This is a genomic window from Argonema antarcticum A004/B2, from assembly GCF_023333585.1.
Lineage (GTDB): Bacteria > Cyanobacteriota > Cyanobacteriia > Cyanobacteriales > Aerosakkonemataceae > Argonema > Argonema antarcticum.
On record NZ_JAIQZN010000077.1, the window covers coordinates 1 to 20,492 of the forward strand.

At 45.9% G+C, this 20,492-nt stretch carries 17 protein-coding genes and 2 pseudogenes; 10 read left to right on the forward strand and 9 right to left on the reverse strand.

Features of this window, described 5'->3' with window-relative positions; translation table 11 throughout:
• The first annotated feature begins 166 nt into the window (after window positions 1–166).
• The 3 genes from LAY57_RS26115 (at window position 167) to LAY57_RS26125 (ending at window position 3,541) form a co-directional block, all read left to right on the forward strand.
• Window positions 167–445, forward strand: a complete 279-nt coding sequence (locus LAY57_RS26115; protein WP_249070071.1) for a hypothetical protein — start codon at window positions 167–169, stop codon at window positions 443–445.
• Between the two features lie 272 nt (window positions 446–717).
• Window positions 718–2,280: an MFS transporter gene (locus LAY57_RS26120; protein ID WP_249070072.1), complete on the forward strand. Its 1,563-nt coding sequence runs from the start codon at window positions 718–720 to the stop codon at window positions 2,278–2,280.
• 115 nt (window positions 2,281–2,395) lie between these two features.
• Entirely contained in the window at window positions 2,396–3,541 is a 1,146-nt protein-coding gene (locus tag LAY57_RS26125; RefSeq protein WP_249070098.1) for a glycosyltransferase family 4 protein, read from the forward strand.
• 321 nt (window positions 3,542–3,862) lie between these two features.
• Here the strand turns inward: LAY57_RS26125 and LAY57_RS26130 are convergent, their stop codons facing one another.
• The 4 genes and pseudogenes from LAY57_RS26130 to LAY57_RS35950 form a co-directional block, all read right to left on the reverse strand.
• The gene (locus tag LAY57_RS26130; protein WP_249070073.1) at window positions 3,863–4,612 is read right to left on the reverse strand and encodes a peptidase; all 750 of its coding nucleotides are present in this window, start codon (window positions 4,610–4,612) and stop codon (window positions 3,863–3,865) included.
• A 98-nt stretch (window positions 4,613–4,710) separates the two neighbouring features.
• Window positions 4,711–4,944, reverse strand: a complete 234-nt coding sequence (secG, locus tag LAY57_RS26135) for a preprotein translocase subunit SecG (protein ID WP_249070074.1) — start codon at window positions 4,942–4,944, stop codon at window positions 4,711–4,713.
• A 417-nt stretch (window positions 4,945–5,361) separates the two neighbouring features.
• A complete protein-coding gene (gene gpmI, locus LAY57_RS26140) occupies window positions 5,362–6,960 on the reverse strand; it encodes a 2,3-bisphosphoglycerate-independent phosphoglycerate mutase (RefSeq protein WP_249070075.1) in 1,599 nt (532 codons plus the stop codon).
• Window positions 6,961–7,203: 243 nt separating this feature from the next.
• Window positions 7,204–7,287: pseudogene (locus LAY57_RS35950) on the reverse strand (iron-sulfur binding domain-containing protein); the annotation flags it as partial.
• Between the two features lie 134 nt (window positions 7,288–7,421).
• On the opposite strand from LAY57_RS35950, the gene LAY57_RS35955 reads away from it, so the two are divergent.
• Both LAY57_RS35955 and LAY57_RS26145 read left to right on the forward strand, forming a co-directional pair.
• Window positions 7,422–7,550, forward strand: coding sequence for a hypothetical protein (locus LAY57_RS35955; RefSeq protein ID WP_275994351.1), 129 nt, complete (start codon window positions 7,422–7,424; stop codon window positions 7,548–7,550).
• A gap of 156 nt (window positions 7,551–7,706) precedes the next feature.
• Window positions 7,707–8,603 (forward strand): DUF4394 domain-containing protein, encoded by an 897-nt coding sequence (locus tag LAY57_RS26145; RefSeq protein ID WP_249070076.1) that lies wholly within the window; start codon window positions 7,707–7,709, stop codon window positions 8,601–8,603.
• A gap of 47 nt (window positions 8,604–8,650) precedes the next feature.
• Here the strand turns inward: LAY57_RS26145 and LAY57_RS26150 are convergent, their stop codons facing one another.
• On the reverse strand, window positions 8,651–10,351 hold the full coding sequence (locus LAY57_RS26150) for an ABC-F family ATP-binding cassette domain-containing protein (protein ID WP_249070077.1): 1,701 nt from the start codon (window positions 10,349–10,351) through the stop codon (window positions 8,651–8,653).
• A gap of 418 nt (window positions 10,352–10,769) precedes the next feature.
• A pseudogene (gene tnpA / locus LAY57_RS26155) lies at window positions 10,770–11,181 on the reverse strand (IS200/IS605 family transposase).
• Between the two features lie 74 nt (window positions 11,182–11,255).
• Between tnpA and LAY57_RS26160 the strand changes: the two are divergent.
• A complete protein-coding gene (locus tag LAY57_RS26160; protein ID WP_249070078.1) occupies window positions 11,256–12,662 on the forward strand; it encodes an RNA-guided endonuclease InsQ/TnpB family protein in 1,407 nt (468 codons plus the stop codon).
• Window positions 12,663–12,770: 108 nt separating this feature from the next.
• Here LAY57_RS26160 and LAY57_RS26165 read toward each other — a convergent pair whose 3' ends face one another.
• The 3 genes from LAY57_RS26165 to LAY57_RS26175 all read right to left on the reverse strand — a co-directional run bounded on the left by LAY57_RS26165 (window position 12,771) and on the right by LAY57_RS26175 (window position 16,330).
• Window positions 12,771–14,138, reverse strand: a complete 1,368-nt coding sequence (locus tag LAY57_RS26165; RefSeq protein WP_249070079.1) for a PQQ-dependent sugar dehydrogenase — start codon at window positions 14,136–14,138, stop codon at window positions 12,771–12,773.
• A 572-nt stretch (window positions 14,139–14,710) separates the two neighbouring features.
• Window positions 14,711–15,502 carry an MlaE family lipid ABC transporter permease subunit gene (locus tag LAY57_RS26170; protein WP_249070080.1) on the reverse strand — a complete coding sequence of 264 codons (792 nt, stop codon included), beginning with the start codon at window positions 15,500–15,502 and terminating at the stop codon, window positions 14,711–14,713.
• A gap of 240 nt (window positions 15,503–15,742) precedes the next feature.
• A complete protein-coding gene (locus tag LAY57_RS26175; RefSeq protein ID WP_249070081.1) occupies window positions 15,743–16,330 on the reverse strand; it encodes a Rieske 2Fe-2S domain-containing protein in 588 nt (195 codons plus the stop codon).
• A gap of 179 nt (window positions 16,331–16,509) precedes the next feature.
• Here LAY57_RS26175 and LAY57_RS26180 point away from each other — a divergent pair, with 179 nt between their 5' ends.
• The 4 genes from LAY57_RS26180 (at window position 16,510) to LAY57_RS26195 (ending at window position 20,487) form a co-directional block, all read left to right on the forward strand.
• The gene (locus LAY57_RS26180) at window positions 16,510–17,376 is read left to right on the forward strand and encodes a tRNA (5-methylaminomethyl-2-thiouridine)(34)-methyltransferase MnmD (RefSeq protein ID WP_249070082.1); all 867 of its coding nucleotides are present in this window, start codon (window positions 16,510–16,512) and stop codon (window positions 17,374–17,376) included.
• Window positions 17,377–17,670: 294 nt separating this feature from the next.
• On the forward strand, window positions 17,671–18,729 hold the full coding sequence (locus LAY57_RS26185) for a response regulator (RefSeq protein WP_249070083.1): 1,059 nt from the start codon (window positions 17,671–17,673) through the stop codon (window positions 18,727–18,729).
• Between the two features lie 64 nt (window positions 18,730–18,793).
• The gene (gene glmU, locus LAY57_RS26190) at window positions 18,794–20,152 is read left to right on the forward strand and encodes a bifunctional UDP-N-acetylglucosamine diphosphorylase/glucosamine-1-phosphate N-acetyltransferase GlmU (protein ID WP_249070099.1); all 1,359 of its coding nucleotides are present in this window, start codon (window positions 18,794–18,796) and stop codon (window positions 20,150–20,152) included.
• Window positions 20,153–20,157: 5 nt separating this feature from the next.
• Window positions 20,158–20,487 (forward strand): YnfA family protein, encoded by a 330-nt coding sequence (locus LAY57_RS26195; RefSeq protein WP_249070084.1) that lies wholly within the window; start codon window positions 20,158–20,160, stop codon window positions 20,485–20,487.
• Window positions 20,488–20,492 lie beyond the last annotated feature (5 nt).

Sequence of the window (20,492 nt, forward strand, 5' to 3'; positions counted from 1 at the left end):
CAAGGAGGACAAGGAGGACAAGGAGGACAAGGAGGACAAGGAGGACAAGGAGGACAAGGAGGACAAGGAGGACAAGGCCCAGAAGAAAAGCTTTTCGTTTCAACCAACTACTTATGACCACACCCAGGAAAATGCGACCAATTCCAAAGGAGGTATAAGATCCCTGATGGCAGAAAGTAAAGGCGAAATCATCTCGCCCCTACAGACTGTCGTTCATCAGCAAGAAACACCGACGCTCAACACCCAGCTTTGCGCTCAAGATCTGGCACTACTCCAGCAGCTAGCCAAGCCGCAACTCCCTTCTATGCAAGAAAATTCATCGCATCTACTTTTTTGTGACCCCAGCTGGTTATCTGTGGAACGAATTTTGCGCCACTATACCCAATATCAGTTTGGTCGGCAAATTCGCTCTGCTGCTTTGATGGATACCTTTTTTGCTGTTTGAGTCGATTTCCTCCTGAGTCATGATGCAATGGTTTGATTCTGATTTGGAAAACCCAATTTTGTTTCTTAACCCCCTACCTTTCACGGAGGTAACACCGGAACTTGGGACAAGGGGGACAAGGGGGACAAGGGGGACAAGGGGGACAAGGAGGACTCTTTCTGCTAACAACTACATATCACCGCACCGGAAAGATTCTGACTCTACGCCGGTTCCCAATCATAAATTTTCTCTGACCCCAAATTCAGAATAACCTCACGGAGGAAACAGCATCGATGCCAATTACAGTGAGCGATCTATCTTTAAACGCAAATAAGCGATCGATAAATAATGTTGACCTGGGCGAAACCTCTTTTAAAGAAAAACCCTTTGTGAAGGATATAGTAGAATCCAACGACTTGTTGGCAGAAAACAACGGCTTCGTTCCACCAACCTCTAACGGTCTGCCTTCAACAGAATCTGAGGCCGAATCCGCTGTAAAAAGCCAGGATAATGAGGAAGTTTCTCATCAGGAAACCGTCGCCGAACTTGGCTTTGTCCCTGTTCTGAAAAACCGTAACTTCTTGGCGCTCTGGAGCGGTCAAGTTTTTTCCCAACTGGCGGATAAAGTGTACTTAGTGCTGATGATTGCGCTGATTGCCAAACAATTTCACACAGAAAATCAGACGATTAGCGCTTGGGTATCGGCAATTATGATGGCCTTTACCATCCCTGCGGTGCTGTTTGGTTCTGTCGCAGGCGTATTTGTCGATCGCTGGCCGAAACGGACGGTGCTGGTAATCACAAATCTCCTGCGCGGTGGCTTAGTGATAGCTTTGCCATCGCTGCTGTGGATTTCTCACGGCTGGGGATCGCTGGGGGGGTTGCCTGCGGGATTCTGTCTGATGCTGGTAGTGACATTTTTGGTTTCCACCCTGACTCAGTTTTTTGCACCTGCGGAACAGGCAGCAATTCCTTTGGTGGTGGAACGTCGGCATTTGCTGTCGGCTAACTCGCTTTACACCACCACCATGATGGCATCGGTGATTATTGGCTTTGCGGTGGGGGAACCGCTGCTGGCTCTAGCAGACACGATCGCGGACAAGTTAGGTGCTGGAACGAACTTCGGCAGAGAATTGCTGGTGGGAGGCTCTTATGCGATCGCGGGTCTGATTCTGCTGCTGCTCAAAACAGGTGAAAAAACTAGCCCCACCGAACACGAACCTCCACATATTCTGGCAGACCTGCGCGACGGATTTTTGTATCTAAAACAACAGCGCCGTATCCGCGCCGCCTTGCTCCAACTCATAATTTTGTTTTCTGTATTTGCAGCTCTCTCAGTTCTCGCGGTAAGCCTAGCCGCAGGGATTCCAGAAATGAAACCCTCCCAGTTTGGCTTTTTGATGGCTGCTGGAGGCGTTGGCATGGGCATTGGTGCGGCAATTTTAGGTCACTGGGGTCAACGATTTTCCCATACCGGGCTCAGTCTCTACGGTTCTGCCGGAGTGGCAGCTTCGCTGATAGGTCTGTCCCTATTCACTGAGAATCTCTGGATTGTCCTGCTGCTGATAACGCTAATGGGAGCCTTTGGCTCATTGGTGGCCGTACCGATGCAAACCACGATTCAAAAAGAAACGCCCCCCGAAATGCGGGGGAAGGTGTTTGGGCTTCAGAACAATGCGATTAATATTGCCCTGACTTTGCCTTTGGTCTTAGCTGGGGTGGCCGAAACTTTCTTCGGCTTAAAGACTGTTTTTTTGGGTTTAGCAGCAGCTGCGATCGCAGGAGGGCTATTTACCTGGTATATTTGCCGTACAAGCTCCCATACGTTAACAAAAGCTGACAAACCCACTTGCTAATGGTTAATTGGGCTATTTCTCACTTGTCAATTGCCAATTGCCAATTGCCAATGACCAATGACCAATGACGCCATTAGCCTTTAGTCTTTAGCCTTTAGCCTTTAGCCCATAAATGCTGCACATCGCTTGGCTTGGAAAAAAATCACCCTTTTGCGGCAATGTCACCTATAGTCGGGAAATTACCAACGCTTTGCTAGACGGGGGACACCAGGTTAGCTTCCTCCATTTTGCACAAGATTCCGACCCTGAGAATTGGCCAGAGTGTGCGGAAGTTTCCCTGCCTTTTCTTTACAAATCGCAGGTTTACACGATTCCCACACCGAAATCCAGCAAAGTCTTGATGGAGTCTTTACGGAATCTCAAACCGGATCTAATTCATGCCTCTCTGACACTATCGCCACTGGACTTCCTACTTCCGGAAATTTGCGAACAGCTAAATTTGCCTCTGATAGCAACGTTCCACACTCCCTATGCCCGCAAGGGAGCAAAAATTAAATCGGGAACGCAATTTCTGGCTTATCAGCTCTACTCTCCTTTTCTGGCTAACTACGATCGAGTGATCGTCTTTTCCGAAATTCAGCGGGAGTTACTGGTTAAAATGGGCGTACCGACAACCAAGGTAGCCGTAATACCCAACGGCGTAGATGTTCAGAAGTATTCGCCTGGGCCTTCTAACCTGAAGTCAGAATTTAACGCTAAACGCATCTTCGTTTACCAAGGTCGAATTGCCCCGGAAAAAAATGTAGAAGCCTTATTAAGGGCTTGGCAATTATCGAAAATGGGGCCCGATTGCAAGTTGCTGATTGTCGGCGATGGCCCTTTGCGGCCTTCTTTAGAGCCTTTTTACGATTCTGAGTATGGCATCGTCTGGATGGGATTCCTGGCGGATGAACAACGACGGATCGAAATTCTCCGAGGAGCCGATGTTTTTATACTACCTTCTTTGGCCGAAGGACTCTCTCTGTCTCTTCTGGAAGCGATGGCTTGTGGAGTAGCTTGTGTGGCTACAGATGTAGGGGCGGATGGTGAGGTTTTAGAAGGAGGATGCGGTGTAGTTGTCAATCCTCAGCGAGTGAAGACGGAGTTGCAAACTCTGTTACCTTTATTACGAGATCACCCTGACTTTACCGTTCGCTTGGGGCTTCATGCAAGAGCGAGAGTTCTAGAGCGCTATACCCTTAATAACAATATCGCTCAGTTGGAAAAACTCTATGAGCAGGTGTTGCAACAGCGGCGATTTACGTATAGCCGCCGCGCTTAATTAGAAGCAATGCTACTCAGGGTAAGACTGTTTTTAGCGATCGCTTCATTTATCTTGACCTATCCTGAAGATAAATGAAGCCAATGCGCTTAACTTACTTAGTTACCAATATCATTAGATATAGCAACCGATGAGTTGGTTAGGACATTCTCAATTCCACCAAACGTTGGCGGATTCTAGACGCTTGTGACCCTAGCAATCTTAGCCTAAGAGTGCAGGATGGCGGAAATAACTCACCACTAAAAATTGCCAATGATGGATCTGGAAATCTTGATTTTTACCACTGACAACTGACAACTGACAACTGACCGCTTGCACTAGCTATAATTCCCATCCCAAGCGGGTTGGCTGTTCGTATATTCGTTTCAGGGTATTAATATCTCTGGGGGAAATCGGGGGTGAATTGCGAACTTGAGAGAAGTATAAAGCATCTGTTTCTTTGGGGCTGTGACCCCAGATACCGAGTGCGTGACCGAGTTCGTGACGGGCGCTAGGAAGGGTATAAATAGGTGCCTGGTTGGGACTTATCTGGATATTAAATCGGTGGGATAAAACAGTCGGGGCGTCTAGAGATTTGCGGATATAAAACTCGTAGCTGGTTTCGGCGGAACGAACGCGAGGCAGTTGCAATTGTCCTGTGCTAGGGTCTAAGGATGGACGTAGGGGAGGACGCGATCGCAAAATTGTGATCTCGGCATCATCTGGCTGGTTCACCACCTCTAGAGGCAAGTAAACGCTCCATTCCTGCACTGCCTGTAAAACCGCCTCTACCCATTTTTTCGAGCTAGAGGAGTTATTGGCAGGCGATTCTTCTCCCATGAAGATATATACTTTAATCGGGAATTTAGACCAGACCAAATAACCTACTTCTGTCGGCTTTACCTCAGAAAAATAATCACCGCTGTTTGCGGTATCTTGCCACTGGGCTAGTCCCGGCGGCAATGGATGGGCTTGCAGGGGCGGTAGATTTGCTGCTGATAGAGGTATTCCCCTCCATTGACCGACAGCCAGGACTAGGATGGCTGTAAAGATAGCTAATGCTCTAGGCCCCTTGCGCTGCAAATTAGTCATTAGTCATTAGTCATTAGTCATTAGTCATTAGTCATTAGTCATGGGGAATGACGATAAAAAAGACGATCCCCAATGCCCAATGCCCAATGCCCTATACACTATTGCGGTAACAAATTGGCGCTCAAAACCACAGTTAAACCCATAAAAATCACCGTAAGTGCCCAGGTAACCCGGTTTAGGGTTATTTCGGCACTTTTGGTGCTGCTAAACAACTGCGCTTGGCCGCCAATAGCCCCAATTCCATCTCCTTTGGGACTGTGCAGCAGCACTAAAATAATTAGACCTAAAGCAGACAAGGACCAGATAACTTCTACGACTTTGACAATGGTCATTTCAATTTTGGATTTTAGATTTTAGATTTTGGATTGGAGATTGGCGATCTGGAATTGGATATTCTCTCTTGCTTCCAGTTTCCAATCCCCATTACCGCTTCTAAAAACCTACAGAAATCTGTGAGTCAAACTCAGCGGTTTATGTTTAGCCTAGATCAAGTGCTATAAGCTTCCTGACTGTTCAGGTTGGCCTGATCTTCCCAGTTAGAGACTGCTAAAATTAGCAGAGGACTTGAAATATTTGGTTTTTTGATGATTAGTTTGTGCCAAGTGTTGCTATGGTTTTCACACCAAGTAAGCTTTAGCAACCCGCACCAATCAAGCGTTTCTCTAGCTTATCATGATTGCCGCGATCGACAGTCAAAACTTGAAAAATCTAGAATTATCTAGATTTTTAGGCTACTGCTTTAAACCCAATTATAGGGAAAGTCGAACGGGTGTCCGATTGGCTTTAACTTGATATTCAGAGGGTGCCAAGATGGAAACGCCCGTCATCTCAGGTGGCTGAGGCAGCCTTAAAATTTCCAGGATGGTGGGAGCAACATCTGCTAGACGGCCATCGCTTCGCAGGCTTACTTCCGTACCGTATCCGGGGATTTTCAGACCTTCTCCTTCAACTAGGATAAAGGGAACTGGGTTAGTTGTGTGAGCCGTCCAGGGGTTTCCTTGCTCATCCCACATACATTCGGCGTTACCGTGGTCGGCGATGATAATTGCAGTTCCTCCAGCCTTGTTAATGCTCTGTATTAGGCGTCCCAAACATCGGTCTACGGCTTCAAGTGCTGTAATAGTGGCTTCCATTTTGCCCGTGTGTCCCACCATGTCTGGGTTGGCGTAGTTGATTACGACTAGGGAGTAAATGTGTTTTTCGATCGCTCTTACTGCCACATTTGTGACTTCCTCTGCCGACATTATCGGTTCTGTATCGTATGTTGCCACCATCGGACTCTGCACCAATTCCCGGTCTTCGCCTTCAAACGGTTCTTCAAGACCGCCGTTGAAAAAGTAGGTGACGTGAGCGTATTTTTCGGTTTCAGCGGTGCGGAACTGTTTTAGTTTGCGATCGGAAATCACCTGTCCCAGCAGATTGCTGAGGTTCTGCGGCTCGAAAGCTACTAATACGGGCAAGTCTGACTCGTACTGGGTAAAGGTAACAAAACTGAGGGGGCTAATTTGCTCTCTTTCAAAGCCGTTAAATGCGGGACTGACTAAGGCGCTACAGAGTTCTCTGGCCCGATCGGGCCGGAAGTTAAAGAAGATGACGCCATCACCAGATTCCACGGCTCCAGGGGCAATCCTGGTGGGGATGACGAATTCATCGTTTACGTCTTCCGCGTAGGAGGCCAGCAATACTTCGAGAGCAGAACGATCGTCTCCCGAACCATCTTGGGTCATTACATCGTAGGCTTTTTTAACTCTGTCCCAGCGGCGGTCTCTATCCATCGCGTAGTAGCGACCGCTGATGGTGACAATGCGTCCAACACCAATTTTGTCTATGTAGTCTTGAATTTTTTGGATTGCTTCAATGCCTTCTTTTGGGCTGGTATCCCGACCATCGGTGATGGCATGAATGCAAACGTCGGCAATTTCTTGTGCTTTGGCTAGATCTAGCAATCCTAGCAGATGATTTAAATGGGAATGCACGCCACCTTCGGAACACAATCCCATCAGATGCAGCTTGCTACCGCTGCTTTTCACTTCTTGGCAAACTTTGACTAACGCTGGGTTGGACAGTAAGGTGCCATCTTCTACGGCATCAGAGATGCGAACCAATTCTTGCGGTACGACCCGCCCAGCCCCGATATTGAGGTGGCCTACTTCGGAGTTGCCCATTTGGCCTTCTGGCAACCCCACTGCTTTGCCAGACGTGCGAAGCAGGGTGTGGGGATAGGCTGCCCAGAGGCTATCCATGATGGGTGTGTTAGCAGCGGCAATGGCGTTACCGTCGGTTTCTTCACGGTAACCCCAGCCATCTAGGATTATTAGCACCACTGGAGAGACAGGCGCTTGGGCCATACACGATCGCTCTTTGTGTCAGATATTCATCCGAAATCATATCACCGACTTATGAATAGAGGACTGTGCTTTAGTTGGAATTTTGCAAGTTTGGCATCTGTGGGCGATCGGTTGATAATAGGTTAACAATGCCCTGTTTTAAATACTTTTAGACCTGTTGCCTTTGATCCCCGATTGCTATATACCTTCTGAAATAGTAAATATAGAGTTTTCTTAACTCTGCTTTACATTTATTTATTTTTCTTAGCTTGGCGTTTTCTCGTTGCTCTTACCAGCGCTGGGGCATAAATCGGCAATGCTACAGCGATCGCAGGCCGGTTTTTTGGCGTTGCAAACCGATCGTCAGTGAAATGTCAGGAAAACAAAACAATTTCCCCACTCAGAGTGGGGAAATTTTGTCGATCTCGGTTTGTTTGCTCAATCCCAGGCTGAGGCAATTCTAGCTTACATCTGCCAATGGAATGAGTTTTCGCAGAGGATCGGTAATTACGCAGAAAAAAAAAGCCGCCTATAACAGCCAAATTCCATTAGTTTTGGCTAGCACTTTATCAAACCTTTACATTGGTGGCGATAATAAGCCGATTAATTAAAGATTGTGTGAAGTTTTACTTTGAGAAAAGACGTAGCGGTACGAGGTTCTTACTATGGCAGATATACGTAGAAATACAGGCATTTGCGTATTTCTAAGTAAATTGTCTGCATTCAGCTTACAAAATTAGAAAAAACTATTGGTGGGAAGATTTGCAATGAAACTAAACAGACTTAGCGCAATCATCAGCACGCTGACTCTAGCAACGATGTTCAATTTACTCAGCGTCGTCAAGCCTGCAACTGCTGGCACCCTAACGCTGTTTGGTCTGGACGACAAAAATACTCTATTTTCCTTCGGTGCTTCCGATCCTACTGCCACTAGCAGTATTGGGGTCACCGGGGTTGACGGCACTTTGCTAGGTATCGATTTTCGTCCAGCCAACGGTCTGCTCTACGGTCTAGCGGACAGCAATAAAATCTACACAATTGACACCAGTACTGGTGCTGCTACTTTCGTGAGTACCCTTTCCACTAGCTTCACCGCCGGACTGAAGTCAGGATTTGACTTTAACCCAGTACCCGATCGCTTGCGGCTTGTCGGTACAAATGAGCAAAACCTCCGCACCAACGTGGATACTGGTGCGGTAATTACTGATGGAACTTTAGCCTATGGAGCTGGGGATATCAACGCCGGGGCAGATCCAAATATTACCGCTGCGGCTTACACTAATTCCTTCAAGGGTGCGATCGCAACCCAACTGTACGGTATTGACTCCGACCTCGACACATTAGTTTTGCAAAATCCGCCCAACAATGGCACCCTGACAACGATCGGCTCCCTCGGCTTCGACTTTGATTCGACAGGAGGGTTTGATATTTTTACGGCTGATGGGGTGAATAGTGCGTTCGCCGCCTCCAACTCGAACCTATACAGCGTCGATTTGTCTACAGGTGCTACTACTGCACTCGGCATTATCGGTAGCGGTGACATAAAGATTGTCGGACTCGCTGCTACTTCCGTCCCTGAACCTGGGACTGTTGGCGCTTTGATCGGTTTCGGTGCTTTTGGTCTACTAAGTGGCTTCCGCCGTCGCGCCAAGTCGCAGAGTTAGGAAATTTTCTGGCTTCTCAAAGTAGGGTGGGCATGGCCCACCTGACTTTATTTGCGTTTGGCGGCTGCTTTTTTGGCAGAGTCTTTAGCTGCTTTTTTAGCCGCTTTTTCGGCCTCAATTACTGCTAATTTTGCCTGTTCTTTTTCTTCGGCAATCTTATCCAAATAGTAATGATAATCTCCCAGATAAACGCGAAACTCGCCATCGCGAATCTCGACAATTTTGTTAGCTACTTGGGAGATAAAATAGCGATCGTGCGAAACTATAATTGCCGTACCATCATAGTTTTGCAGTGCTTCTTCCAACATTTCTTTGGCTGGGATATCCAAGTGGTTGGTTGGCTCATCTAATATTAGAAGATTTGCCGGACGCAAAAGCATTTTTGCTAAAGCAACGCGAGCTTTTTCACCACCGCTTAAAGCACCTACTTGTTTGAATACTGTATCGCCACTAAATAGGAAACGACCTAACAGAGTACGAACTTCTTCATTTTTCCAATCAGGTACTTCATCATGGATAGTATCCATTACAGTTTTGGATAAATCTAAAGCTTCTGCCTGATTTTGCTCGAAATATCCGGGAATAACATTGTGAGCGCCTAATTCCACTTTACCTTCTGTAGGCTTTTCCATACCCATAATCAGGCGTAGGACGGTAGATTTGCCAGCACCGTTGGGGCCGAGAAATGCGATACGATCGCCCCTTTCAATTAACAATTCTGCACCCAAAAACAGAATCTTCTCATCGTAAGTATGCACTAAATTTTTAATTTCTACCACTTCGCGTCCGCTGCGGGGTGCTGGGGGAAAGCGGAAGTGCAGAGTTCTTAACGAACCTGTTGGTGCTTCAATGCGTTCAATTTTATCTAATTGTTTCTCGCGGCTTTTGGCTTGGGTGCTGCGGGTGGCGCTAGCGCGGAAGCGATCGACGAAAGCTTGCTGTTTTTCTAGTTCTTTTTGCTGACGTTCGTATGCAGAAAGTTGTGCTGTTTGCGCTTCATCTTTTTGTTGTAAATAAGCAGAATAATTGCCCAGATAAGTGCTAGAAACACCTCGTTCTGTTTCCACAATTTGGTTGCAGAGTCGGTCAAGGAATTCCCGATCGTGCGAAACTATTACCATTGGGGTAATTAAACCTTTGAGGTAAGTTTCCAACCATTCAATCGTTTCTAAGTCTAAATGGTTAGTTGGTTCGTCCAACAGTAATATATCGGGTTTTTGGAGGAGAATTTTGCCTAAACTCATCCGCATTTGCCAACCACCGCTGAAGGCGCTGACGAGACGATCGCCATCCCCTTGTTCAAATCCCAATTCTGGCAAAATTTTATCAATTTGCGCTTCCAAACCGTAACCGTCTAAAGCTTCAAATTGTCGCTGTAGTTTATCCATTTTATGGATAAGTTTGTCTAGTTGTTCTGGCGTGGCGATTTCCAGATCGCGATGGACTTCGGAAAGTGATTGATGCACTTCGTTCGCTTCCGCAAAAGCACCCCAAAATTCTTCCTTGACGGTGCGGGTGGGGTCAACTTCAAATTCCTGGGTGAGGTAAGCGATGTGCAAACTGGCGGGGCGAATGATTTCACCGGCGGTGGGTTCGATTTCGCCTGCTATAATTTTCAGCTGGGTAGATTTACCCGCTCCGTTGACGCCGACTAAGCCGATGCGATCGCCTGGTTTGACTTCCCAGTTGACATCTTTGAGGACTTCGCCGGTAGGATAAATTTTACAGATATGTTCGAGTCGCAGCATCAAGTGTCTCCAAGGAAGATAGAAGCGTCGCTATGGCCGAAACAATCTTAACAAAATTTAATGCGGAGTGAGGCATTCAGTAACCCGATTTCTTGAAGAAACCCGGTTTATGGGGTGTATAGCTACGGACTAGGGGCTTTCTTGCTAGGGGCTAGAGTAAGAAAGGTTTATTATCAAGGGTTTGGTGGAATTAAGAATGCCCTAACCGCCAAGGCGGTTGCTATACTCGGTTCGATCGCCACCAACAGCGGGTCATCAGTTTGGCAGTTTTAGCTATCACGCCGTAAGCCCCGCACCATAACTGTACTCAGTTTGGTGTCGGGATATAAGGCGATTAATTACGAAACGCCCCAATTACCAATATTAGCCGTAGGCTGATTCGGTAATTGGGGCGTTTCGTAATTAATAATCTTTTATTTTATTTTGGCTTATCTTGGGATTCAACATATTTTTTGAGAGTTTCAACCGTAACACCTCCACAAGACGCTATGAAGTAAGAACCATTCCACAGAACATCTTTATAATAAAATTGATTAACTCTGTCAGGAAATTCTTTTCGTAAATAACGACTTGTGACTGTTTTTATATTGTTAATAAATTTTGGTAGTTCTGTTTGAGGTGTGTATTGAAATAACAGATGCACATGATCGGATTCTCCATTAAAATCTACTACCTTACTGTCCCACTTTAAAAGTAAGTCTTTCAGAATTTCGCCCAACCTATCAATCATCTGACCCGTCAAGACCCGCTTACGGTATTTTGTTGTTAACACTGTTAGGAGCTTTGAGGTCTGAAACTCCCCTGGCGCGCGAAATATAATCACTGTTCATGGTTGACTCTAACTTCTAAATACTTTATAGTAATAGATGTCAACACTAAATGCAACCAAGTAGATGACTCCCCTATGCCGCTTAACTATCAGTACCGCGCTTATCCAAACACCAAGCAAAAACTACAGCTAAATGATTGGTTAAGAATTTGTCGGTACTGGTACAACAAGCAGCTAGGCGACAGGTTCGACTGGGATCAGCATAATCGGACATCAATTAATTCTTGTCCGTTAATTTGTTCAATACCAATACTACGAGACAACCCCAGCTATTACTCACAGAAAAAACAACTGCCTGTGAGCAAGGAAGACTTGATAAAGGTAAGCTATTCTGGCGAACTACTAGACTTTACAAGTGTTCCATCTCAGACCTTACAGGATGTATCAAAGCGTGTAGAGTTGGCTTTTTCTCGCTTTATTGAAGGTGATTACAAAGGAAATCGTAGTGGTAAACCTCGTTTTAAAAATGCTGCACGTTATCGCACAATAAAAATTGAAGGTCAAGCCATTACTGTTGAGCGTGTTGAGCAAGAATGGCTATTCTTGTCATTTGCCAAGTTAAAAGGTTGGGTAAAGGTGCGTTTACATCGCCCATTACCTAATGGGTTTACATTAAAAAATGCGCTTTTGACAAACAAGGTGGATGGGTGGTACATCACCATTTGTTTGGAAGACCCTAATGTGCCTACTTTCACCCCTGAACAGATAATTCCCACTTGGGATAACACTCTCGGACTGGATGCGGTATTGCATGAAGATGATTATTTGGCAACATCAGAGAATACTAAATTACCTTCTTTGAAGTCTTTCAGGAAATCCGAGAAGCGACTAGCTTTAGTGTCTAACCGCAAGTCCACCAAAAAGAAGGGTAGCAAACAGCGCCGTAAGCTCATCTTACGGGAAGGGCGCGAATATCAACGTATAGCTAGAGCAAGGAAGGATCACGCATTTAAAACTGCTCATGCGTTGGTGCGTATTGGCAAAAAGGTCATTGTTCACGAAGATTTAAATTTATTGGCTTTGTCGAAACGGAACAAAGTTAAAAAAGATGAAGATGGCAAGTATTTACCAAACGGTCAATCAGCCAAGTCTGGGTTAAACAAGTCTTGGAATGATGCCGCATTTGGACAATTTTTCACAATCCTAGAATACATAGCTGAAAAAGCTGGGACTAGGATAATAGCAGTAAAACCTGCATACACATCTCAATTACTTGCCTATCGTGATGAATTTATCTTTACTGATTCCAATATTCGCAAATACTGGGACGAAAAAGAATCGCTTTGGGTCGATCGGGATGTTAACGCATCTATCAACGTAAAGCGCGTTGGGCTGGGACTGTTCCCAACGATAAAACGCCGTAAAGGGAATCCGGTAGTGGGTGATTCTACTACTAATAGTACCTCGAAGGAAGTTCTGGCAACATTGCGAAATGTACCAGAAGCCTACACCGTATTTGGTACTCCAAATCGGTGTAGGTAGTTCACCAGACGATCGGGAAAATTGGCGACTATCATCAGCAGCAACAGACTCTTCATATTTTGGAGAGCAAAGCGACAGAGGACTGAAGACAAAAAAACACAGATGAAATCAAGATGACTTATAACTAATCCGATAAATCCGGTTATTCGCCTCTTCAGTAAACAGCAAACTCCCATCGGGCAAAACCAACAACCCCACAGGACGCCCCCAAGTTGTTGGTGCAGAAGCATCGAGTAAAAACCCAGTCACAAAATCCTCGTAATATCCCAAAGGACGATTATCATTGCCAAAAGGAACAAACACAATTTTGTAACCAGTACCCTGATTCCGATTCCACGAACCCCGAAAAGCGACAAAAGCACCATTGCGATACTTCTGGGGAAACTTATTACCGTCGTAAAACTGGAGTCCCAAAGCAGCAGAGTGCGCCTGGAAAAGCACATCTGGCGTTTTTGTACGAGCTGCCAAATCGGGACGTTCGCTTTGTCCGTTCTTGACTCGACGCGGATCGAGTTTATTTGGAGTTAAATAAGCATAAGGCCAGCCGTAGAAATCCCCCTGCTGAATGCGCGTCAGGTAATCTGGCACCAAATCATCGCCAATTCCATCGCGTTCGTTGACAGTACTGTAAAGTTCTCCCGTTTTGGGATGAAAGTCAAGTCCGATGGGGTTACGCAAACCAGAGGCAAAAGTCTCTCGCTTGGAACCATCCAAGTTCATCACCTGCACCGAAGCGCGTGGCAGTGGTTCTTCATCTACATTAGAACGAGAACCGATCGAAACATATAATTTCTTACCATCAGGCGAAACAACCACATTGCGCGTCCAATGCTGGCGATACCCGCCGGGAGTAAGGTCAGTAATTTTTTCTCCGGTTCCCGTAAGTACTTCTTGACTTTTATTGTAGGGAAAGCGGAGAACTTCTCCTGTATTCCCAAGAAAGAAGAATCCATTTGCAAAAGCCATGCCAAAAGGAATATTTACACCATTTTGCGATGTAGCAAAATCTTTGCGAACATCAGCGACACCATCGCCGTTGGTGTCCCGCAGCAGACGAATGCGGTTTTGTCGGGTTTCCGTAACCAGCACATCGCCGTTGGGAGTCAGCTTTAACCAGCGCGGCGCATCCAAATTATCCGCAAAAACATTAACAACAAAACCAGGTGGTACGCGCAACATCGGGTTAGCTGGGATAGGCACTACCTTGGGAGACTTGGAAGCACTTTGACTGTGGAACGGTTGTGGTAAAGTGGCAACATCGATGGGGATGGGTGCGGGTGAGAAAGTTTCGGTTTTCACCAAATTTCTAGTTGTTCCCCGATCGGCAGGTACTTGCGGCGATTTATTTTCCTGAGATTTGGGCGAAACTTCGCTTTGCGTCGTATCTGCCTTATCCATAGAGGCGCGAGTCAAGTTACAAGCAGTCGCCGCACTTAAAAGTAGAACCAATATTACTGAGCTTAGCGGTTTCAACATTACTTCTTTGCAGACCTAAGATTTGCCACATTTAAGTAGGTGGACATAATTAAACGTAAAACTCCTAGCCCATAGTATAGCAACCGCCAAGGCGGTTAAGACATTCTTAATTCTTGAAACCCTTGATATCATGTCCGGTGGCATCGGTTGTCTAAAAAAAATAACTCTCTTATCTGTGTTCATCTGTGTTCATCTGTCTTCATCTGTGGTAAAAATTTAACCCTCGATGACAACAGACAATTTCTCGCATCACACTTACGCTACCGATGCAACCGGAGATGATATGATTCTAAAACCTTCTTCCCTCATCCCTCTTTTAACTCAAAACTCTGTACGGGCGGGTTTAACAGATGAATCTGGGGTCGAAACAGAACTATTCTCAACGAAACCCGCCCCTACAACTCAAAACTTCCCCTAGCCCCTAGTCCCTAGCTATAACATTATTTTTCTGGTGGGCGATCGCCTATCTAATGTATCGGCGACATTGGTTTATGAAAGTTTCAGTCTAATTTCCCCCCTCCCTGTTGCGGGGAGGGGGGGTTAGGGGGAGAGGTTTCCCGCTAGATGCCAAATCATCTAACTGGGTTAATTCCAATTTCCTGAAATATTGCCACTGACAGAATAAAATCAACTATAAAAATACATACCCAGCTAGTAACAACTGCCGATTTAGTAGAACGACTGACACCTTTTGCTCCCCCCGTAGTTGTCAGTCCCCAACCACAACCAATAATGGCAATAATTACCCCAAAAACAAAAGCCTTAACGACAACAACTAATAAATCTCGTAAACTTAAAAAATCTCTAACTGAATCCAAAAATACCGATACAGGTAAATCGTAAAAATTGACTGCTACAAAAACACCGCCACCTATGCCTACAACCAAAGCAAAAATTGTTAAAATTGGCAACATCAAGCAGCAAGCAATTACACGAGGAACAACTAAATAATCGATGGGATTTGTTCTCAGCATATACAAAGCATCGATTTGCTCTGTTACTTGCATCTCGCCTATTTCTGCGGCAAAAGCAGAACCAACTTGTCCCGCCACAACACCCGCTGTTAAAACAGGGGCTAACTCGCGGCAAAAAGCCAAAGCAAAAGCACCCCCAATAGCTGAAACTGCGCCATAATGAATTAGTTCTCTTGCGGTTTGAATCGTAAAAATCATGCCTGCAAAATAGGCGATTAGCAGCACAGAATTCAGAGAATCTAGCCCCACAGTTGCCAGATGTTCAAGGATGTGGCGGGGGGAAATTTTGCCCCTAAGCAAACGCATGAAAACTTGACCTGCGAGTAAAAAACTTATTAAGAATCTCTGAATCCATCGATTTTCAAAATTATCGTTTTTTGGCGCTTTCAAGTTTGAAAAATTCCTTGGCTAGCTGCTTTTGTGCCTTGGTTAAACCAGCCTTTGCTATTATCTCATGTTTATGATTAAGGCTGTTAGCAGCAGGTACGTTGTTGCGCTTTAGCGCTCTTATAGCGCTAAAAACGTACCAATTACTTATTACAAACAAGAGCGAATGGAACTAACTAGCAACTTGAGTTATTACTAATTACTTCTATTCCTATATTTCTCTAGTCCCTAGCCCCTTTTTAATTATCTACGCGGATCGACTGCTGGTTTGCGATCGATCAAAAGGATATCGTCGTCCTGAACAACCACCGTAATTAACGGTAAATTGCGTCTCGCAGGGCCTTTAAGCACTTTACCTTGGGCATCGAACTGGGCACCGTGACAGGGACAAACAAACTGATTGCGATCGCTCTTCCATTCAACAGTACATTTGTGATGCGGACAACTTGCATTGATAGCATATCCTGCAAGTTTCGGCCCCTGATTAATCACCAAATATGTTGGTTTTGACAACCCTTGCACTAGCACTGGACGACCCGGCACAGCAGTTGTCAGTAAAATACTCTCCTGAATGTGGTTGCCCCTGCTGTCAGTAGCCTTCACGCCGCGAAGGTAATTTTGGCAAGCTTCGCTATTGCGATCTGAAGTGCAGGGGGTAGACGAATCTCTTCGTTCGTGGCCCAGACTCCTTTGGGGGAAAATCCAGCCAAGAGCAACCGTTCCCGCTGTCCCGAATACCATATATTTCAAAAATTGTCGGCGATTTTTCGGGCTAATTTCGTTTTCCATAAAATCCTCCTGCGGTAATTTATCAATTTTATCTTCAATCATCAATAAAGTAACATTTTTTATTAAAAGTAGTCAAAATTTTTACATTATTTTAGAATTGATATGTTGAAATATTACTTGTTATTTTCATTTAGGTTTAGTAAAATAGTGCTAGAGCTAATTTATTCGGCAAAATCATCCTAAAATAGCAATGTCTTAGCATCAGAATAACCAACTAAACAATGCAAGACACAAGCATCTTTACACCGCAACAAACAGACGATGGGTCGTTCACCTTCTTTTCGACTGAGTTTGGCGAAACTTTTCACAGCTCGTCAGGTGCTATTGAGGAAGCGGTGCTGAAGTTTGTTAATCCATTGGATCTGAGAACGAAAGCCCAACAACCCAGTTTGCGACTGTTGGATGTTTGTTATGGTCTAGGCTACAACACAGCTGCTGCCTTGGCAGCTATTTGGGAGGTTAACCCCACCTGCCGTGTGGAGTTTATAGCTCTGGAGTTAGATCCGGCGGTACCAAAAGCGGCGATCGCGCACAACTTAACTAGCACTTGGCCCGATCCTATTCCCGAAATTCTTACCCAACTAGCTATCGATCGTCAAATACAGACAAATCGCCTACAGGCAACTCTGCTCATCGGCGACGCTAGAACAACTATTCAGCAAGTATCCCAGCGCTTCCAAGCAGATGCCATTTTGCTCGACCCTTTTTCCCCGCCCAACTGCCCGCAACTGTGGACAGTTGAATTTTTGGAGTTAGTAGCCAGATGTCTCAAACCAGAAGGTAAACTCGCCACCTATTCCTGCTCGGCAGCAGTACGAACAGCTTTGATGACGGCTGGATTGTACATAGGTTCCACACCACCAGTAGGGAGGCGATCGCCCGGTACAGTTGCCAGTTTCAGTTTAAGCGACTTGCCGCCACTCTCTCAACAACAGCAGGAACATTTACGAACTCGTGCTGCCATTCCCTACAGGGATCAAAATCTTTCCGATCCCGCTCAAATTATTCTGCTTAGGCGTAAAATAGAACAAGAAACCTCTTCCCTAGAACCCACGGCTCATTGGAAAAAGCGCTGGTTAATGACTTAAAATTGAGTTAAATTATCAGCGACCTGATTCCTCAAGCCTATAAGAGTATTTGTGATTAAGATCACAGATGCTCGAATCGCCTCTCACAGCCATAGAGATAACAATATGGTTCTCTAGGGTAAAAGTGCCTAGCCACCACCATACTCGATCGGTTATGGTAGTAGGTACTCCACGCAAATAAATATAGAATTCTTTAACCTCCTGAGCAAATAATCACTTGCTCTTTGTGAAATAGTTGATTTAGTCTTCAGCTAAAGTGAAAATACTCGAACTATTAGGAAGGCGACTGTGGCCGTGAGTCCTCATTTTGATACTGCTGTTGATTCATTCGGCGCTTCGATGTGCTTTAGTGTATGGTCGCCGACCGGAAATAGCGGCGAGTCAGAACAGCCAAAAATCCTTGTGGTCGATGACCATCCAGCCAGTCGCATGACAGCAGCGGCACTGCTGGCGGTGGAAGGGTATGAAGTTTTAGAAGCAGAAAATGGGCCAGCAGCACTAAATATGGTATTGGAGTGCAAACCCGATGTCATCTTGCTGGATGTGATGATGCCAGGAATGGATGGATTTGAGGTTTGCCGACAGTTAAAGCAGGATGAGCAAACACGCTTGCTGCCGGTAATTTTTATTACCGCTCTAAACGATCGGCGATCGCGCATCCGAGGCATAGAAGCAGGCGGAGATGACTTTCTCACCAAACCCTTCGATCGCCTGGAACTGGCAGCCCGCGTCAAGTCGCTGGTACGCCAAAAGCGCCTTAACGAAGATTTAGACCACGCAGAACAAGTAGTTTTTTCCATAGCCCGCTCGATCGAAAGCCGCGACCCCAACACCGGCGACCACTGCGAAAGATTGGTAGCAATGGGTAAAGCCTTCGGTGAATATCTCCATCTTTCCCGCGCCGACATTCGCGACTTAATGTGGGGTGGTTATCTTCACGACATCGGTAAAGTCGGCATTCCCGACGCCGTACTGCTCAAAAAAGGAAAATTCACCCCCGAAGAACTGGAGGTTATGAAGCAGCACGTCCTCATCGGCGAAAAAATTTGCCAACCCCTGCGGACAATGCGAGGCGTACTCCCAATCATCCGCTATCACCACGAGCGCTGGGACGGTACGGGATATCCCGATCGACTGGCGGGTAATCAGATTCCCATGCTGGCGCAGGTGTTTCAAATTATAGATATCTACGACGCCCTGACGAGCGAACGTCCTTATAAAAAAGCTTTCACTCCCGAAGAAGCGCTAGCAATTATCGCCGAGGAAACGGCCAAAGGTTGGCGCAATCCCAAACTCGTGCAGGAATTTACCCTATTTATATCCAATAACCACAGAGCAAAAAGCCAAGAATAATTAGAGTCACAGAAGGGCACGAAGCGCGGTATACTCCGTTGGGAGCATGACTGACTCAAGAGAAATGGTAGCAGTAGCAATTCTCGCGGCTGGACGCGGCACAAGGATGAAATCGGAACTGCCCAAGGTATTACATTCCTTGGGTGGACGATCGCTGATTGAACGAATCCTCCAAACAGCGTTGGAGATCGAGCCGATTAGGCAGATCGTTATTGTTGGGTATCAAGGGAAACAAGTGGAAGCAGCCCTGCAACATATTCCCAATGTGGAGTTTGTCGAACAAACCCAACAGCTGGGAACAGGTCATGCAGTTCAGCAATTACTGCCCCATCTAGAGGGCTTCCAAGGGGATTTGCTGGTTTTAAATGGGGATGTACCCCTCCTGCGTCCCCAAACCCTCAAAGTTCTGATGGAAAGTCACAAAAAGCATCAAAATGCGGTCAGCCTCCTGACTGCTCATTTGCCTAATCCCAAAGGGTATGGCCGTGTATTTTGTAACGATCGAAATATCATTCAACAAATTGTAGAAGACCGGGACTGCTCCGCAGCTCAGAAGCAAAATCACCGGATCAACGCCGGAATCTACTGCTTCAACTGGCCTCAATTGGCAAAAGTTCTGCCCCAACTGCAAGCGAACAACGACCAAAAGGAATACTACCTGACGGATGCGTGTAATTTGATGCAGCCAGTGATGGCGGTGGATGTGGAAGATTATCAAGAAATTCTGGGCATCAACGATCGCAAGCAACTGGCAACAGCCTACGATATCTTGCAAGGGCGGGTGAAAGAGCGGTGGATGGCAGCCGGTGTGACTCTGATTGACCCCAATAGTATCACGATCGACGATACGGTGCAGTTGTCAACCGATATAATTATCGAACCCCAAACTCATTTGCGCGGTAATACTGCGATCGGATCTGGCAGTAGAATTGGCCCCGGTAGCTTGATTGAAAATAGCCAGATTGGTGAAAATGTCACTGTAGTTTATTCCGTGATAACTGACAGCACAGTCCAGGCGGAAACAAAGATCGGCCCATATTCACATTTGCGCGGAAATGTCAATGCGGGGAAAAATTGCCGCATCGGCAATTTTGTGGAACTGAAAAATACCACTTTGGGCGATCGCACTAATGTCGCTCATCTGTCATATTTGGGAGATGCCACCCTGGGAGAGCGGGTCAACATCGGTGCTGGGACGATTACTGCCAATTATGACGGCGTGAAGAAACATCAGACAAAAATAGGCGATCGTACCAAAACTGGTTCTAATAGCGTGCTAGTAGCGCCAGTAAAATTAGGATCTGATGTTACTGTAGCAGCTGGTTCCACCGTAACCGAAGACGTGCCGGATGATAGTTTGGTTATAGCGCGATCGCCTCAAGTGGTTAAACCCGGTTGGCGGTTAAAAACATCTGAAGATTGAACTTAATGGAAATTGCCAAATCTCTGTTTTACTTCCTCTTAGCCGGTTTGTGCGAAATTGGCGGAGGATACTTAATGTGGCTTTGGTTGCGCGAAAACCGGAGTATCTGGTTTTCTTTCATTGGCGCAGGATTACTGATTTTTTATGGAATAATACCGACTCTGCAACCAGCCAATTTTGGGCGAGTTTATGCAGCTTACGGCGGTATTTTCGTCTTTCTTGCTATTCTGTGGGGATGGCTAATCGATCGGACAACACCAGATAAATTCGACTTGTTAGGTGGTTGGATTGTTCTGCTCGGCGTTCTAGTGATTATGTATGCGCCACGAACTTAAATACA